This is a genomic window from Faecalibacterium sp. 7 (genome assembly GCF_049562865.1).
In the GTDB taxonomy this organism is placed as follows: Bacteria; Bacillota; Clostridia; order Oscillospirales; family Ruminococcaceae; genus Faecalibacterium; species Faecalibacterium wellingii.
Window position 1 is genome coordinate 1,040,623 of sequence record NZ_CP186911.1, and the last position, 17,524, is coordinate 1,058,146.

General features: G+C 61.1%; 12 protein-coding genes, 2 pseudogenes and 1 riboswitch. Of the genes and pseudogenes, 10 read left to right on the top strand and 4 right to left on the bottom strand.

The genetic code is table 11. The annotated features are described in order from the left end of the window. Positions 1-28 precede the first annotated feature (28 nt). The 3 genes and pseudogenes from ACKXF7_RS05120 to ACKXF7_RS05130 all read left to right on the top strand — a co-directional run bounded on the left by ACKXF7_RS05120 (position 29) and on the right by ACKXF7_RS05130 (position 4,288). Positions 29-1,321 carry a DUF1015 domain-containing protein gene (locus tag ACKXF7_RS05120; RefSeq protein WP_339396007.1) on the top strand — a complete coding sequence of 431 codons (1,293 nt, stop codon included), beginning with the start codon at positions 29-31 and terminating at the stop codon, positions 1,319-1,321. A 225-nt stretch (positions 1,322-1,546) separates the two neighbouring features. Continuing rightward, positions 1,547-3,442 (top strand): annotated as a pseudogene (locus ACKXF7_RS05125) (DEAD/DEAH box helicase). Next, a pseudogene (locus ACKXF7_RS05130) lies at positions 3,439-4,288 on the top strand (putative RNA methyltransferase). The pseudogenes ACKXF7_RS05125 and ACKXF7_RS05130 overlap by 4 nt, the downstream one beginning before the upstream one ends. 54 nt (positions 4,289-4,342) lie before the next feature. On the opposite strand, the gene ACKXF7_RS05135 reads toward ACKXF7_RS05130, so the two are convergent. Both ACKXF7_RS05135 and ACKXF7_RS05140 read right to left on the bottom strand, forming a co-directional pair. Then, complete coding sequence (locus tag ACKXF7_RS05135; RefSeq protein ID WP_423742325.1) at positions 4,343-5,860, bottom strand: alanine/glycine:cation symporter family protein; 1,518 nt, start codon at positions 5,858-5,860, stop codon at positions 4,343-4,345. Positions 5,861-5,992: 132 nt separating this feature from the next. Further along, positions 5,993-6,099, bottom strand: a riboswitch (glycine riboswitch). 162 nt (positions 6,100-6,261) lie between these two features. Then, positions 6,262-6,513 (bottom strand): hypothetical protein, encoded by a 252-nt coding sequence (locus ACKXF7_RS05140; protein WP_423742326.1) that lies wholly within the window; start codon positions 6,511-6,513, stop codon positions 6,262-6,264. 79 nt (positions 6,514-6,592) lie between these two features. Here ACKXF7_RS05140 and ACKXF7_RS05145 point away from each other — a divergent pair, with 79 nt between their 5' ends. Next, positions 6,593-7,507, top strand: coding sequence for a hypothetical protein (locus ACKXF7_RS05145; protein ID WP_423742327.1), 915 nt, complete (start codon positions 6,593-6,595; stop codon positions 7,505-7,507). On the opposite strand, the gene ACKXF7_RS05150 is transcribed toward ACKXF7_RS05145, so the two are convergent. Next, positions 7,414-8,847, bottom strand: a complete 1,434-nt coding sequence (locus ACKXF7_RS05150) for a PLP-dependent aminotransferase family protein (protein WP_423742328.1) — start codon at positions 8,845-8,847, stop codon at positions 7,414-7,416. The two genes, ACKXF7_RS05145 and ACKXF7_RS05150, sit on opposite strands and share 94 nt — an antisense overlap. A 280-nt stretch (positions 8,848-9,127) precedes the next feature. On the opposite strand from ACKXF7_RS05150, the gene ACKXF7_RS05155 reads away from it, so the two are divergent. The 4 genes from ACKXF7_RS05155 (at position 9,128) to ACKXF7_RS05170 (ending at position 14,330) form a co-directional block, all read left to right on the top strand. Then, a complete protein-coding gene (locus ACKXF7_RS05155) occupies positions 9,128-9,778 on the top strand; it encodes an ECF transporter S component (protein WP_348584795.1) in 651 nt (216 codons plus the stop codon). A gap of 187 nt (positions 9,779-9,965) precedes the next feature. After that, positions 9,966-10,673, top strand: a complete 708-nt coding sequence (locus ACKXF7_RS05160) for a FadR/GntR family transcriptional regulator (RefSeq protein WP_339396015.1) — start codon at positions 9,966-9,968, stop codon at positions 10,671-10,673. 305 nt (positions 10,674-10,978) lie between these two features. Further along, positions 10,979-12,766: a dihydroxy-acid dehydratase gene (gene ilvD, locus ACKXF7_RS05165; RefSeq protein WP_423742329.1), complete on the top strand. Its 1,788-nt coding sequence runs from the start codon at positions 10,979-10,981 to the stop codon at positions 12,764-12,766. A gap of 208 nt (positions 12,767-12,974) precedes the next feature. Then, complete coding sequence (locus ACKXF7_RS05170) at positions 12,975-14,330, top strand: GntP family permease (protein ID WP_249237542.1); 1,356 nt, start codon at positions 12,975-12,977, stop codon at positions 14,328-14,330. A 141-nt stretch (positions 14,331-14,471) separates the two neighbouring features. Here ACKXF7_RS05170 and ACKXF7_RS05175 read toward each other — a convergent pair whose 3' ends face one another. Further along, positions 14,472-15,365 carry a LysR family transcriptional regulator gene (locus ACKXF7_RS05175; RefSeq protein WP_423742330.1) on the bottom strand — a complete coding sequence of 298 codons (894 nt, stop codon included), beginning with the start codon at positions 15,363-15,365 and terminating at the stop codon, positions 14,472-14,474. 209 nt (positions 15,366-15,574) lie between these two features. Here ACKXF7_RS05175 and ACKXF7_RS05180 point away from each other — a divergent pair, with 209 nt between their 5' ends. Further along, complete coding sequence (locus tag ACKXF7_RS05180) at positions 15,575-16,795, top strand: dicarboxylate/amino acid:cation symporter (protein WP_348584797.1); 1,221 nt, start codon at positions 15,575-15,577, stop codon at positions 16,793-16,795. A 41-nt stretch (positions 16,796-16,836) separates the two neighbouring features. Beyond that, entirely contained in the window at positions 16,837-17,505 is a 669-nt protein-coding gene (gene sdaAB, locus ACKXF7_RS05185) for an L-serine ammonia-lyase, iron-sulfur-dependent subunit beta (protein ID WP_423742331.1), read from the top strand. Positions 17,506-17,524: the final 19 nt, after the last annotated feature.

Below are 17,524 nucleotides of genomic sequence, written 5' to 3' on the forward strand. Positions count from 1 at the left end.
CTGGTTTTATAAGAGGGAGGAATCTGCTATGAATACCAAATCCTGCTTTGCACCGGCCCATATCCTTCTGCCTTCGGCACAGATCCCGCTGGAAAAGTGGGGCTGCATCGCCTGCGACCAGTTCACCAGTGACCGGGATTACTGGCAGAAGGCCGAGGCCGCAGCAGCGGGCAGTCCCAGCACCCTGAATCTGATCCTGCCGGAGGTCTATCTGGAGGACGGCGATGCGGACGCCCGCATTGAAAAGATCCACGCCGCCATGGACGATTACGCACAGAATGTGCTCACCCGCGCGGTGGACGGCTTTATCTACGTAGAGCGCACCGAGCAGAGCGGCAAGGTGCGGCAGGGCCTTGTGGGCATGGTGGATCTGGAAGCCTACAGCTACCGCCGGGGCGAGAAATGCACGGTGCGCCCCAGCGAGAGCACCGTGGAAAGCCGCATCCCGCCCCGCATGAAGGTGCGCACCGGTGCCAGTCTGGAAACGCCTCACATCATGATGCTGGCCGATGACCCGGGCTGCACCCTCATCGAGCCGGTGGCGGCGCACAAACAGGAGCTGCCCAAGGTATACGAGGGCGAATTGATGCTGAACGGCGGCCACATTGCGGGCTGGGCCGTGGAAGACCCTGCCCTCATCGCGCAGATCGAGGATGCACTGGCCGTGCTGGGCAGTCAGGAAGAGTTTGACAAAAAGTATCCGGATGCCACCCGCCGCGACCCGCTGACGCTGGCCGTGGGCGACGGCAACCATTCGCTGGCCACCGCAAAAGCCTGCTGGGAGGAGCTGAAAAAGACCCTGACGCCGGAGCAGGCCGCGGTGCATCCCGCCCGCTGGTGTCTGGCCGAGGTGTGCAATGTGCACTCGCCCGCCATCGAGATCGAGCCCATCCACCGGGTGCTGTTCAATGTGGACTGCGCCACGGTGCTGCTGAGCCTGATCACGTGGAGCGACTCCAATATGGTCGGCTGCTGCTTCGGCGGCAGCAAGCAGCAGCCCTTCACGCTGGCAGGGCCGCACATGTCCAACGTGCTCAGCTTCGAGAACCCCACCGAGCCGCTGACCGTGGGCACCATCGACGATTTTATTGCGGACTATATGGAACGCCACACGGAGGCACGGGTGGATTACGTCCACGACGAGCCTGCCGTCCGCGCCCTGTGCAAAAAGGGTGCTGTGGCCTTTCTGATGCCGCCGTTTGCCAAGAGCGACCTGTTCAAGGGCGTTGTGATGGGCGGCGTGCTGCCCCGCAAGACCTTCAGCATGGGCCACGCCGAGGAAAAGCGGTACTACGTGGAGTGCCGGAAAATTACGGAATAAGCCTCTCAGTCAAAACCTGACGGTTTTGCCAGATTCCCCCTTTTGTCGCTGCGCGACATCTTCCCCCGGCCGGGGGAAGTCTTTCCTCTCAGGGGGGCTCTTCGGGATGTGCACAAAAGTGATCCTTCTTGTAAAAGCTCCCCCTTTGGGGGAGCTGGCGAGCGAACGCGAGCCGGAGAGGGTTTGTGTGCCGAACGAATCACATGAGAAATAATTAGGAGAACCATGACTTTTAAAGAATTGAATCTGTCCGCCCCGCTCCTGCGCGCTGTGCAGGAAGCAGGCTATGAGACCCCGTCGCCCATTCAGGCGGCGGCGATCCCGCCGGTGCTGTCCGGCCGGGTATCTGATGGGCTGTGCCCAGACCGGTACCGGCAAGACGGCTGCTTTTGCGCTGCCCATGCTGGACCGGCTCACGGCCAATGCGCCCCGCAGAAAGGGGGCCATCCGCGCCCTGGTCCTGACCCCCACCCGTGAGCTTGCCCTGCAGATCGGCGAGAGCTTTGACGCCTACGGCAAGTATCTCAAGCTGCGCAGCACCGTCATTTTTGGCGGCGTAGGGCAGGCACCGCAGGTGGAAGCGCTCAAAAAGGGGGTAGACATCCTCATTGCCTGCCCGGGACGGCTCAACGACCTGATCGGGCAGGGCTTCATCGACCTGTCGGACCTTGAGATCTTTGTGCTGGACGAAGCCGACCGGATGCTGGATATGGGCTTTGTGCACGACGTGAAAAAGGTGATCGCAAAGCTGCCCGGGGAGCGCCAGAACCTGATGTTCAGCGCCACCATGCCCACCGAGATCGAGCATCTGGCGGCCGGCATCCTGCGCAAGCCCGCCTTTGTCAAGGTGGACCCGGTGTCCAGCACCGTGGACCGTATCCAGCAGAGCCTGTATCATGTGGAAAAGGGCAACAAGAAATTCCTGCTGCCCTGGCTCATCAAGAACCTGCAGCCCCCGGTGGTGAATGCGCTGGTGTTCAGCCGCACCAAGCACGGCGCGGATAAGATCGCAAAAGACCTCACCAAGCAGGGCATCCCGGCTGCGGCGATCCATGGCAACAAGAGCCAGACCGCCCGCGTCACCGCACTGGAAAACTTCAAGGCCGGCAAGACCAAGGTGCTGGTGGCCACCGATATCGCCGCCCGCGGCATCGATATCAGCGAGCTGTCCCACGTGTTCAACTACGACCTGCCCGAGGTGCCGGAGACCTATGTGCACCGCATCGGCCGCACGGCCCGTGCCGGTGCCGACGGTACGGCGGTCAGCTTCTGCGCACCCGAGGAGCAGGAGTATCTGGCGGGCATCGAAAAGCTGAACCGCCGCAAGATCCTGTGGTGAGCGGCCACCCGTGGGACGGCGTGCCCGCGCCGGTGCGCCCGGAGCCGCCCGTGCGCGGCAAAAAGCCCAAGGCCGCTGCCGCCGAACCGGCAGAAAAGCAGGCCGCAAAACAGGCAAAGCCTGCAAAGAGCGAAGCAAAGCCTGAAAAAAAGGCCGCACCCGCACCCAAAGTGCAGGCGAAGCCTGTAAAAATCGAAAAAGAGGAACCACTCATGGATGATACCAAGCGCACTTCCGGCGGACGCAGCAGCGACCGCCGTTCCAATACTGGCAGCCGCCCGCGCCGGGAACAGAATGCTCCTGCCCGCGGCAGCAATGCACAGCCCAAGTTTGACCCGCACTTTGTCAGTGCGCCGGAGGCCACGCCGCTGCGCCCGGCCAAGAAGGCCCCGGCTGCACCTGCCGCCCCGGCCATCCGCACCGCCGCGCAGCCTGTACAGCAGTCCGGCGGCAGTCAGGGCCCGCGCGGCCGCCGCAATGAACGCCCGGCACGCCAGAACGGTCAGCCTGTCGCTCAGAACCAGAACGCGGAGCAGGGCCGCAGCGCAAACAACGGTCCCCGCAGCCGTCAGAACGGCCCCCGCAGCGCCCAGCCCGCAGCGGCCCGCGCACCCAAAACGGAGTCCGGCCGCCGCAGCCGTGCCGCTGTACGGGACGAAGACCCGGGTCTGGTGCTCATCAGCCGCCGCCCGCCGCAGCAGAAGTTCACCAACTTTGAGGAATATATGAATGCCCACGGCGGCGCAACTGCCCCCATTGAGGATCACAGCGACGAAGTATGAGCAAAAATGAACCGTTTGCCCCATGGCAGTGCCCGCTGTGCGGGGAAAAACTGACCGGCGACAGCACCCTGAAATGCACAAAGGGCCACTGCTTCGACCGTGCAAAGGAGGGCTACTGGCACCTGCTGCCGGTGCAGAGCATGCGCACCAAGGCCCCCGGCGACAGCAAAGAGATGGTAGCGGCCCGCCGCGCGTTTCTGAATGCCGGATACTACGGCATCTTCGGCAGGGCGCTGGGAGAGCTGTGTCTGGAATACGGCCTGCCTGCCGCGCCGGATGCGCCGCTGCATCTGCTGGATGCGGGCTGCGGTGAGGGCTGGTACGACCGCTGCATCGCACAGGCTTTTGCCGAAAAGGGCAGCCGGGTGCAGCTGGCGGGCTTTGATATCGCAAAGCCTGCGGTGCGTCTGGCCGCAAAGGCTCTGCCCACGGCACAGTATGCGGTGGCGTCCAGCTTCAGCCAGCCGGTGCGCACCGGCTGGGCCGACCTGCTGCTGAACTGCTTTTCGCCCTTTGCGCAGGAGGAGTTCCTGCGGGTGCTGCGCCCGGGCGGGCGGATCAATCTACGTGGTGCCCGGTGCGGAGCACCTCTATCAGATGAAAGCGGTGCTTTACGAAAAACCGTATAAAAACCCGGTGCAGCAGATCGCCTACGCAGGCTTCCGGGCCATTGGAGAGCGGAAGGTGTCGGGCCGCATCACGGTGCCGCAGGACCAGCTGGAAGCCCTGTTCGCCATGACGCCTTACTACTGGAAAACGCCCCGCGGCGGTGCAGAACGTCTTGCCGCCCTGCCGGAGCTGGAGACTGAGATCTCGTTCCGGTTCCTGCTGCTGGAAAAAGAATGATGATAAAACGCAGGGGCCGTCCACGATTTGTGGACGGCCCCTGCGTCTCTTTTTTTATTTGTTCGCGGCCTTTTCCAGCTCTGCTTCCTCTGCAGCGGCTTCCGCTTCTTCCTGTTTCTGGTATTCCGGGAAGGCCGACCACATGGGCTCGATGTCCTTGCCCTTCACCCTGCGGTCGAAGTAGTTGCGGGTGATGTCCACCACAGTGCCGGACAGCACCAGCACGCCGATGAGGTTCGGGATCATCATCAGACCGTTGAAAGTGTCGGAAAGATCCCACGCAAGACCCAGCTTCATGGTAGCGCCCACCACAGTCATGCACACGAACACCACCTTGTAGATGCGGCTCCCGGCGGCGCCGAACAGGTACTCCACAGCCTTGGTGCCGTAGTGGCTCCAGCCCAGCGTGGTGGAGTAGGCGAACAGCAGGATGGAGATGGCAATGAACTTGGGGCCGAAGCTGCCAAAGGCTGCGGTGAACGCCTGACCCACCAGCGCGTTGTCCTGCACGCCGACCAGCACCGCACCGCTCTGCAGATCCACAACGCCGGTGGTCAGAATGACCAGCGCGGTGAGCGTGCAGACCACGATGGTATCCGCAAACACCTCAAACACGCCCCACATGCCCTGATGCACCGGCTCCTTGACGTTGGAGGCCGAGTTGACCATGACGGCAGAGCCGAGACCGGCTTCGTTGGAGAAGGCACCGCGCTTGAAGCCCCATGTGATGGTCTGGCTGATGCCGTAGCCCAGGGCACCGCCGCCTGCGGCGTTCAGGTTGAAGGCACCCTTGAAGATGGCGGCAAATGCTGCCGGGATATTGCCTGCGTGGAGCACCACGATCACAAGTGCGCCTGCAATGTAGAACAGTGCCATCAGCGGCACCAGCTTCTCGGTGACAGCGGCCACCCGCTTCAGTCCGCCAATGACAATGAGGGCTGTGACCGCCATCAGGCACAGGCCGGTGACGAGGGTCGGCACGCCGAAGGCGGCGTTCATGTTGCCGGCAATGGAATTGATCTGGCTCATGTTGCCGATGCCGAAGGATGCAAGGATGCAGAAGCAGGCAAACAGCACCGCCAGCACTCTGCCGATCTGTCGGCAGCCCTTTTTCGCGCCCAGACCGTCGGTGAGGTAGTACATGGCACCGCCCGACCACTCGCCCTTTTCGTTTTTGCGGCGGTAGTAGACGCCCAGCACATTCTCGGAAAAGCTGGTCATCATGCCAAGCAATGCCATGACCCACATCCAGAAGATGGCACCCGGGCCGCCGGAGACGATGGCCGTTGCCACACCTACGATGTTGCCGGTGCCGATGGTGCCCGCCAGTGCCGTGCACATGCTCTGGAACTGGCTGATGGCCATGTCCTCCTTGCTGGTGTGCGCGGTGATGTCCTTGTTGGTGAAGATCGCGCCGATGGTGTGCCGGAGCCAGTAGCCCATTTTGCGGAACTGGAAAAAGCCTGTGCGGGCGCTCATCCAGAAGCCGGTGCAGAACAGCAGCGCCAGACCAAAGGGCCCCCACACCACACCGTTGACGGCGTTGTTCACCTGTGTGATCATCTCGACCATTCTCTCTTTTCCCCCTATACACAAAACAAAAGCGGACAGAACCCGCCAAAGGCTCTGTCCGCAAAATTCGGAACGCTCTCATTTTCCGCAGCCGGGGCGCGCCGCAATCCCGGCTGCGCCCCATTGCGCAAAGACGATGGCTCTGTCCTTTTGCCTGAGAGATACAGCCGCCTTTCCCTGCGGCCTTACACCTTCGGCACCCGCCGCTCTGAAACGCGGGCTTCTCCAGAGTGCACGGACACTGCCTGCCGTACACGTCTTTTTCAGTTCTTCCGGCGCACAGCTGTGCGCGATAGAAAGACTATACCATATTCTGTCCTTGTGCGCAAGACATTTTGTATATCATATGCTGCTTTTTCATCTGTTATGCAGACAGATGAATTTTATTTTGGTGTGACTTTTCAGGGCCGGTCGATGGGCGGCAGATCATCCCAAGGTTCCAGTGCGGGGCTATCCGGCGCAGCTCCACGGGGGCCGGTGCCCGGCTCTGCGCCGTCAAAGCCAAGACGCTTCCCGTCCGGGCTGGCATCGCCGTTTTCTCTGGCTGTTTCATAGGAATCTGTGCCGTAATAGGCACTGGCCGGGCCGATCTCCAGCCAGAAGTCCTCCCGCTCTTTTTCTGTGGATGGTGCGGTCTCTTTGTTGTGTTTCATCTGCAAACGCCTCCTTTTCTGCATAAAGTCTTGCCTATGGGCCAAAGCTTTATGCAAAAACCGAAAGGCGGTATGTACCATGCGCAGTGGAGGTTGGAGACCTTTCTGGACATCGCTGCTGGCGTCGCTGCTGGTTCTGGTCCCGCTGGTGGGCGGCACGGTGCTGCTGTCCCGCCAGCAGCTGCGTGCCCAGCTGCGGCAGGCGGCCCGCAGCGAGAGCGGCGTGCCCGTTCAGCTGCCCCGGACGACCGATCAGCTCACGGTGCTGTTGTGCGTCTCCGGCGAACAGCCAGGCTTTGTGCTGGCCTACCTGAACGCCAGCCAGAACTGCGTGCATCTGCTCGGCGTGCCCGCTGTGCTCACAGTGCCCTTTGCCGATGAGCAGGCGGCCCTTGCGCAGTGCTATGCCGCGGCAGGCCCGGCCCGCTGCCGGGAAGCACTGATGCAGGTGCTTGCTCTGCCGGAGGATACCCGGTATCTGGCCTTCTCTCCCGATGTGCTGGAGCGCATTGCCAGCCGCTACGGCCCGGTCCGGATCGGCTTTTCCGGCGCGTTGACCGAAAACGAGCTTGCCCGCTATGGCCGCAGCCGGGCGGTACAGGGCATTTCGGCCGGGGATGCCCATGTGTTTCTGTGCCAGTTGCAGGCGGACACTGCGCTCTCGCCCCAGCGCACTGCGGCGGCCCGTGCAGCCGCGTGGGACGCCTTTTTCCGGCAGAATGCAGAGCTGCTGCCCACCACCCTGCCGGACGCGCTGCGGGGCGTCAGCTCTTTGCTGCTCACCGACCTGACCGCGCTGGACTACGACGCGCTGGGCCGCACGCTGGAATTTCTGGCCAACAACGGTGCCGCCGTGGAAGCGCAGGCTCTGCCCGGCCGGTGGGATGCCGCCAGCGGCACCTACACGGTCACGGACGCTTCCCGCGCCGCCGTGCAGACCTTTTTCAACGTTTCGCCCACCGAGGCACAGGCCTCGTCCTTCAAGGAGCCGTAGCCCAGCACCAGCGTGCCCGCCGCCGAGGGGGCTTCGCCGGTCAGGTCATAATCGCTCAGCAGGCCCAGCTGTACGCCTTCGACTTCGGCGGCGCGGCGCAGGGCGTCGTCCGGCGGCGGGTCCCTGAGCTTTGCCAGCAGATGCAGACCGGTGTGCAGGCCCGCAAGGGTCAGCTCCTCCGGCCCGAAGGCTGCCGTCAGCGCTGCAGCCAGTGCGTCCCGCCGGGCCTTGTAGGCCACCCGCTCCCGGGCCAGATGCCGGGTAAAATAGCCTTCTGTGATGAACCGGGCCAGCGTCTGCTGCTCAAAGCGGCTCACGGTGCCGGAATAGAGCCGGTACTTCTCTCTCCATGCGGGCAGAAGGTGTTCCGGAAGCACCATATAGGCAATGCGGATGCTGGGAGCCAGACTGCGGGAGCAGGTGGAGAGGTACACCACCGGGCCGTCTGCACCCGCCATGCCCTGTAAACTGGGCAGGGGACGGGTGTCAAAACGGAACTCGGAGTCGTAGTCGTCCTCTATGATGTACCGCCCGCCCGGCCGGCGGGCTGCCCAGTGCAGAAGCTCGGCTCTGCGTCCCGCCGGCATGGTGACGCCGGTGGGGAACTGGTGGCTGGGCGTGACGTAGCACACCGCCGCATCCGACCGGTTCAGCGCCTCCACCGAGAGACCATCGCCGTCCACCGGCAGGCAGCAGCAGTGCACGCCGCTGTTTTCCAGCACCTGTTTTGCGCGGGGGTAGCCCGGCGTTTCCACTGCGGCCATGCCCGGCAGCAGCGGGGCCAGCAGGCTCAGCAGGTATTCCAGACCGGCTCCCACCACGATCTGGTGCGGCCCGCACTGCACGCCCCGGTATTCGGAAAGATATTCGGCCAGTGCCCGCCGCAGGGCCGGGTCGCCCTGCGCATCGCCGTGGGTGAGCAGCTCCGGCGAAGAGTACAGCAGCTCCTTCTGCAGCCGCGCCCATGTGCGGAAGGGGAACAGCCCCGGGTCCACGCCCCGGGTGGAAAGGTCGTATCGCACCGGCGGCGCGGGGGGCGGCACAGGCGGCGCCGGCGGCTGGGGCAGACCGGCCGGGCGGGAGGGCAGGGCCAGATACTCCTGTACATAAAAGCCGCTGCGCTCCCGGGACTCCAGATATCCTTCCGCCGCCAGCATCTGATAGGCGGCATCCACCGTGTTCACCGAGACGGACAGCTCTGCCGCCAGACGCCGCTTGCCGGGCATCCGGACGCCTGCCGAAAGCGTACCGCTGCGCATCTCTCCGGCAAGGCTGTGGTACAGCTGCTCGTACAGCGGCACGCTGGAAGATGGGTCCAGCGCTGTGGTCAGATGGACCATAAAGCATCCCTCCTGTTTGGGTATTGCGCCAAACTGATACCATAAAAAAACTTTGTTCTGGGTATTTTCATGGTGTCAGTTCTGCGTATAATAGGAGCATACCCGCTGGACACCCAAATGTCAAGTAGGATTGTAGGTAAGCGGTTGCGAAGCAATCAAAGCCCCAGTGGGGCTTTGAAGCGGCGAACGGTCTTGCCGCAGGCAAGATGGAAGGGCCTCGCCCTGACAAGTTCGCATGGGTTTGGGCTGGTATTTTGGAAAATTGGAGGGAAAGTAAATCATGTCTACTACTGCAATGTGGCTGCTGCTGGCAGTCGTTGTCATCGCCATCGTCATTGGCAGTGTGCTGTACAAGCGCACCTTCACCACCGAGGAGCTGGCCCTCACCGGCGTCATGGCCGCTTTGAGCCTTGTGGCCTATCTGTTCTTCCGTGTGCCGTTCTACGGCGGTTCGTCGTTCCATCTGGGCAACACCTTCACCGCCCTGACCGCTCTGCTGCTGGACGGTGTATCCGGCGGTCTGGCCGGTGCCATTGGTCTGGCGCTGGCCGATATCCTGGCCGGTGACCCGGGCTACGCCGTCACCACCTTTGTGCTGAAGTTCATCATCGGCATCACCTGCGGTGCTGTGGCGCACAAGGTCTTCAAGCTGCGCGAGCTGGACAGGCACAGCTCCGGCTATCTGGCAAAGGTGATCGTCTCTGCCGGTTCCGGCCTGTTCCTGAACGTGCTGACCGACCCCTTCCTTGGCTACTTCCGCAATGTGTACATCTTTGGTCAGGAATACACCGTGGCACAGGCGCTGACCAAAATTGCAGGCGGCATCACCTTTGTGAACAGTGTGGCTTCCACCGTGTGCGTGGTGATCCTGTACCTTGCCCTGCGTCCGGCTCTGGAACGCGCCGGTCTGCTGCCCAAGGGCAAAAACTAAGCGATCTCTCTATCCTGATACAGCACTGCTGCCCTCGTCTGCCGGACTTCTCCTATCCCCCGGCGGGCGGGGGCAGTGGTGTTTCTGCCTGCCGGGTCTGTTACGCAGGGAACGAAAAAGCGGACGGCCCTTGCTTTTGCCTGCACGGCTGCCTTATAATAAGCTCAAAAAAGGGGAGGGAGCACCCATGAGCGAATTTTCTCATCTGAAAAACAAGCTTCTGGCCGAGCAGGTGGAGGATGAGATCTACCATTATATTCTGGACACGCCGCTGGAGCCGGGCACCAAGCTGCCCAATGAATTTGAACTGGGCGAAAAGTTCGGCGTGGGCCGCAGCACCGTGCGCGAAGCGGTGAAGCTGCTGTCCAGCAAGGGCATCGTGGAGGTGCGGCGGGGCTCCGGCACCTATGTGGTCACGACCGCCAAGGGCCTTTCGGACCCGCTGAACCTGCGCAGCGTGCAGGACAAGAACGCGCTGGCGCTGGATCTGGTGAATGTGCGCCTGCTGCTGGAACCGGGCATGGCCGAGATGGCAGCGCTGAACGCTTCCGACGAGGACATCGAGCGCATCCAGCGCCTGTGCGACCGGGTGGAGAACAAGATCCACAGCGGCGATCTGTACATTGAGGACGACATCGCATTCCATACCTGCATCGCAGAGAGCAGCAAGAACATGGTGGTGGAGCAGCTGATCCCCATTATCGATACGGCGGTCATGATGTTCGTGAATGTCACCCACAAAAAGCTGACGGAGGAGACCATCCTGACCCACCGCATGATCACCGAAGCCATTGCCCGGCATGACCCCATTGGCGCCCGGTCCGCCATGGTGATGCACCTGAACTTCAACCGCAACTGCATCCGAAAGCTTTACGACGGCGAATGGGAAACCTGACGCCGCTGCATTTTACGTCCCCGCACAGCGCAAGGTCTGTGCGGGGACTTTTTATGTCTGAAGTTGTCTGATGACTTTCCAAGACGAATGACACAGAAAAGTTGGAAAATGGGCTGGATTGTATGATGTATCCAAGATTTCAGAGCAGTATGCACGAAAAACTGGGCTTGTTATTGTCATAAAGTGGGTTCTGACTGCGACAACTTGCAAACGAGGCGGGAGTCGATTAAAATGAACATGTAAGATGTCCGACAGTCAAAAGGACGATTTGCAAAGCAGAAAAAGAGTATTTTGGAGGTATGATCATGGAACTGCGTTCTCAGGCAGTGCGTAAACTGGCACCGGAAAACGATCCGCTGAAGATCGGCATGGGCTGGAAGGTGGACGACCTTTCCAAGCCCCAGATCATGGTGGAGAGCACCTTTGGCGACAGCCACCCCGGCAGCGCCCATCTGGATCAGTTCGTGAAGGAGGCTGTACAGGCAGTCAACACCCACGGCGGCAAGGCTGCACGCTATTTTGCAACCGATATGTGCGACGGCATCGCACAGGGCCACGACGGCATCAACTACTCGCTGCCCCACCGTGACGCCATCGTGAATCTGGTGGAGGCTCAGGCCAACGCCACCGTGTACGACGGCGGCGTGTTCATCGCCAGCTGCGATAAGTCCATGCCCGCCATGCTGATGAGCATTGGCCGCCTGAAGGATATGAGCGCCATCGTGGTCACTGGCGGCGTGATGGAGGCCCACACCCTGCCCAAGAAGTACGTGGTCAACGACCCCGCCTGCGCCATCAACGACCTGCTGACGCTGGAACAGATCGGCAAGTTCGACGCATGGGAAAAGACCGGCGTCATCCCCAACGAACAGCTGGACTACTACAAGCACAACGCCTGCCCCAGCTGCGGTGCCTGCTCCTTCATGGGCACCGCCTCCACCATGCAGATCATGGCCGAGGCACTGGGTCTGATGCTGCCCGGCACCGCCCTGATGCCTGCCACCGCCCCGGAGCTGAAGCAGGCCGCCTATGACGCCGGCGTTCAGGTGATGAAGCTGGTGGCCGAGGGCATCAAGGCCAAGGACATCGTCACCATGAAGAGCTTTGAAAACGCCATCATGGTGCACGCCGCCATCTCCGGCTCCACCAATGCCACCATGCACCTGCCCGCTATTGCCCACGAGTTCGGCTTTGAGATCGACGCCGACACCTTTGACCGGATGCACCGTGGCGCACACTATCTGCTGAACATCCGTCCCTCCGGCGACTGGCCCGCACAGTACTTCTACTATGCAGGCGGCGTGCCCCGCGTGATGGAAGAGATCAAGTCCATGCTGCATCTGGACGTGATGACCGTCACCGGCAAGACGCTGGGCGAAAATCTGGAGGAGCTGAAGAAGAACGGCTTCTACGAGCACTGCGACGAGATCCTGCAGGAAAAGACCAAGGGTCTGGGCATCAAGGTCACCCGCGAGGACATCATCCACAGCTTTGACAACGCCAAGGGCACCGACGGCAGCATTGCTATCCTGAAGGGCAATCTGGCTCCCGAGGGCAGTGTCATCAAGCACACTGCCTGCCCCAAGAACATGTTCCACGCCACCCTGCGCGCAAAGCCCTTTGACAGCGAGGAAGAGTGCATCAGCGCTGTTCTGAACAAGCAGGTCCAGCCCGGTGACGCCATCTTCATCCGTTACGAAGGTCCCCGCGGCAGCGGCATGCCCGAGATGTTCTACACCGGTGAGGCCATCTGCGCCGACCCCAAGCTGGCTTCCAGCGTAGCCCTCATCACCGACGGCCGCTTCTCCGGCGCAAGCCGCGGCCCGGTCATCGGCCATGTCAGCCCGGAGGCTGCAGTGGGCGGCCCCATCGCTCTGGTGGAAGAGGGCGACCTCATCCGCATCGATGTGCCGAACCGTCAGCTTGCCATCGTGGGCGTGAACGGTGAGGAAAAGACCCCCGAAGAGATGGAGGCTATCCTTGCCCAGCGCCGTGCCAACTGGAAGCCCAAGGCTCCCAAATACACCAAGGGTCTGCTGAAGCTCTACTCTCAGCACGCCGTCAGCCCCATGAAGGGCGCCTACATGGAGTAAGAGACGCTCCTGCGGAGGTTGGACACAAACTCAAAAATCAACTGCTCAGCGATGCTTTGCTGAACGGTCTGGTGAAAGTTACGCCAAAAATAAAAAAGCGGATATTGCTTCGTCTATAAAAATCCATCGGAATCCGGCGTCCGTCTGCGGGGACGGCGCTGAAATAAGACCCAAAGCAAACATAACATCAAAAATGGAGGATATGTTTATGACAGCTGTTGCAACCCCGGACGCCGCACGGCTCGTGTTCGCCGCAGTGGCGGGCCTGATCCTTTTGCTCATCCTTATCATCAAGTTCAAAGTCCACGCCATGATCTCCATCCTGATCGGTGCGGTGGGTATCGGCCTGATGGCCGGTATGCCCCTGTCTGACATCATCGGCTCGGTCAACGAAGGCATCGGCAACACCTTAAAGGGTATCGCCCTTCTGGTGGGCCTTGGCTCCATGTTCGGTGCCATTCTGGAAGAATCCGGCGGCGCACAGACGCTGGCCGTGACCATGGTGCGCAAGTTCGGCGACGAGAAAGCCGCATGGGCGCTGGGCATCACGGGTCTGGTGGTGGCCATGCCGGTGTTCTTTGACGCCGGTCTGATCATCCTGATCCCGCTGGCCTTCTCTCTGGCAAAGCGCACCAAGCGCTCGGTCCTGTACTATGTTATCCCCCTGCTGGCCGGTCTGGCGGTCGGCCACGCCTACATCCCGCCCACGCCGGGCCCCGTTCTGGTGGCTACCATGCTGGGCGTTGACCTTGGCTGGGTCATCCTCATCGGCATCTTCTGCGGCATCTTCGCCATGATCGCTGCCGGTCCCATCTGGGGCTCCATCTGCGGCAAGAAGTATATGATCGCGGTGCCTGAGCACGTTGCACAGCAGGCAGATATTGACGAGAGCAAGCTGCCCAAGTTTGGCACCATCGTGGGCATCATCATGATCCCGCTGCTGCTCATCATCGCAAACTCCGTGGCAAAGGTAGTGCCCGCACTGGCAGGCATCCAGCCCGTTCTGGCCTTCCTCGGCGAGCCCTTCATGGCGCTGCTGCTGGCTACCATCGCTGCCATGTATCTGCTGGGCACCCGTCACGGCTATAACAATGCCCAGCTGGAAAAGATCATGACCAAGTCTCTGGAGCCCACCGGTATGATCCTGCTGGTCACTGCCTGCGGCGGCGTGCTGCGCTATATGCTGCAGAACTCCGGTCTGGGCGATGTCATCGGCAACGCCGTGGCAAACGCCAGCCTGCCGCTGGTGCTGGTGGCCTTCATCGTGGCTGCTCTGGTGCGTATCTCGGTGGGTTCCGCTACCGTGGCTATGACCATGGCAGCCGGCATCATCTCCGCCATGCCCGGCCTCAGCGAGCTGAGTCCGCTGTACCTGGCCTGTGTCACCGCTGCCATCGCCGGCGGCTCCACCGTGTGCTCTCACTTCAACGACTCCGGCTTCTGGCTGGTGAAGAGCCTGGTGGGCATGGATGAAAAAACCACCCTCAAGACCTGGACCATCATGGAAACTCTGGTGGGCGTCGTCGGCTTCCTGGTGGCACTGGTCATCTCCTTCTTTGCCTGATCATCCTCATCTGCGGGGCTGTGCCTGCACACAGTCTGCGCAATGCTTTGCAAATTCCTGAAATCTCCTCAGCACAACAGACCCCCGGGCGGTTCACCGCCCGGGGGTCTGCTGCTTTCTGTTTTATAAAGGCTTTCTGTATTATAAAAGAGGTAGGTCCGGCCCGGAGGCCAGCTGGATAAAGGCGTCCATTTCCCGGGTGCAGCATTTATCCTTGTGGTAGAACATCTGGCGGTACATGGTCAGCCGGAAGTCCGACACCTCCAGAATGCGCAGATCTCCTCTGGACGCAGGCTCGGCCACAGCGAAGCGCGGCAGCAGGGAAATGCCGGAGGAGCGCTCCAGCATCTTGATGATAAAGGAGGTATCGCTGATCTCAAGGCTGGGGGTCAGCTCGATCTGGCGGGAAGCCAGAAACCGGTCAAAGGTGCGGCGGTAGTTGGCGTTGCGTTCGGTGAGGAAAAAAGGCTTGTCCAGAAGCTCTGCCACCCGGTAGGGCCCGGGGTGGCCCAGATCGATGTCCGGGGAAGCCACGAACACCACCTCCTCCGGGATCTCGTTGCATTTGTGCCAGCTGTTGGAGTAGCGGGGCTCGTCCAGAATGCAGATCAGGTCCACCTGACCACGCTCCATTTTTTCAATGAGCTCTTCCGGGGAGCCGGTAGTGACCCGCAGGCTGACCTTGGGGTGTTCCACCCGGAACTGATGCATCAGGCCGGGCAGACGGAAAAAGCAGAGGGATTCCAGTGTGCCGATGTGCAGGCAGCCCTCCAGCTCGGCGTCCTCGCTCAGGGCGCGGCGGGCGTTGTGGATGGTGTCCAGAATGCTGTTGGCGTATTCCAGAAAGCACTGGCCCTGTGCGGTCAGAATCACCCGCTTGCCCATGCGGTCGAACAGGCGCACGCCCAGCTCTTCTTCCAGCGCCTTGATCTGCACGGTAACGGCAGACTGGGAATAGCCCAGACTTTCCGCTGCCTTGGAAAAGCTCTGGAACTGGGCGGCACGGATCAGGGTGTTCAGCTGGCGCACTTCCATGGCAAAGCTCCTTTGCTATTAAGATTTTTAAACTATAACTTTATTTTTATGAATTTGAATCATGCATATGTCTATGTTAAACTAAATGTGTCAACACGTCAAGTGAAAATTTGACGTTTCGTGAAAGGCTGGCCGTGCGGGCTGCGGTGGAGAGAGCGCTGTCAGGTGCCGCACAAAGGTCAGGATAGGAAAAGGAGGATTTTATTCTTATGGAAAAGAAAAAATTCAAGCTCGGACTGCTGCCGAAGCTGCTCATCGCCATCGTGCTGGGCATCATCATCGGCCAGTTCTTCCCGGTGTGGTTCTGCCGGGTCGTCGTCACGGCATCCAGCATCTTCAGCTCGTTCCTGAAGTTCATCATCCCGCTGATGATCGTGGCCTACGTCACCATGGGCATTGCCGACCTGAAGAGCGGCGCAGGCAAGCTGCTGCTCATCACGGTGGCTCTGGCCTACGGCTCCACCCTGATCGCAGGCTCGGCATCCTATCTGGTGTCCGCAAGCCTGTTCCCCAGCTTCATGAGCGAAGGCGCTCTGGAACAGATCGCCGCCACAGCTGACAACTCTCTGGCCAGCTACATCTCCATCTCCATCCCTCCGCTGCTGGACACCCTGTCTGCCGTGGTGCTGGCCTTCGTGCTGGGCCTGTGCATGTCCACCTTGCGCGGCAAGACCATCGGTGATACACTTTATAATAGCATGAAGGACTTCTCCGGCATCATTGATCAGGTGCTGCACAGCGTCATCATCCCGCTGCTGCCCCTGTACGTCTGCGGTACCTTCATCGACATGACTAAGTCCGGCAAGACCTACGCCATTCTGGGCATCCTGTGGAAGGTGTTCCTGGTGGTCATCATCATGCATCTGGTCTGCATCTTCCTGCAGTTCTGCGTTGCAGGCGCTGTGAGCCACAAGAGCCCCTTCAAGATGATCCGCAACCAGATCCCCGGCTACACCACCGCTCTGGGCACTCAGTCCTCTGCAGCCACCATCCCGGTCAACCTGCAGTGCGCTGCGGCTGACGGCGTGAGCGAGCAGATCCGCAACTTCGTGGTGCCGCTGTGCGCAAACATCCACATGGCAGGCTCCATGATCACCATTACCGCCTGCGCAACTGCCGTCTGCCTGATGAACCAGCTGCCCATCAGCCTTGCTACCGTGGTGCCCTTCATCATGACGCTGGGTGTTGCCATGGTGGCTTCTCCCGGTGCTCCCGGCGGCTCCATCATGACCGCTCTGCCCTTCCTGTACATGATCTTTGGCGCTGAGGCCGGCGACCCCAATGGCCCCATCTGCGCCATCATGGTGGCTCTGTACATCACGCAGGATTCCTTCGGCACTGCCTGCAACGTCTCCGGCGACAACGCCATCGGTGTCATCGTGGAGACCATCTACCAGAAGTTCATCAACAAGAGCAGCGCAAGCGTCTGATGCGCGGCGCGCGGTTTTTGACCTGACAGGAGTGACACCCCATGGCATTTATCAGTGTTTTTGATGTTCTGGGCCCGAACATGATCGGCCCCTCCAGCTCCCACACCGCAGGTGCGGAGATCATCGCCTTTCTGGCCCAGAAGATGATCGCCCCGCCGCTGAAGCGGGCGGACTTTACCCTCTACGGTTCCTTTGCCAAGACCTACCACGGCCACGGCACCGACCGCGCCCTGCTGGGCGGCATCATGGGCTTTTCGGCCGATGATACCCGCATCCGGGATTCCTTTGCCATTGCCACCGACCGCGGCCTTAGCTACAGCTTCACCCCCAATGAGGTGGAGACCGACATCCACCCCAACACGGTGGATATCCGCATGGAGAATGCGGCCGGTCAGGTAATGACCGTGCGCGGTGAATCGCTGGGCGGCGGCAAGGTGCGCATCGTGCGGATCAACGGCGTGGAGGTGGACTTTACCGGCGAGTACAATGCCCTCATCGTGGTGCAGAAGGACAAGCCCGGCGTGGTGGCGCATATCTCAAAGATTCTCAGCGACCGCGGCGTGAATATCGCATTCATGCGCCTGTTCCGCGAGGGAAAGGGACATACGGCTTATACCATCGTGGAGTCGGATGAGCGCCTGCCCGAGGGTGTGGATCAGCTGTTGCTGGCAAACCCGAACATCAACGATGTAATGGTCGTGCAGCCGTAAGGAGGGACGAGCGATGAAC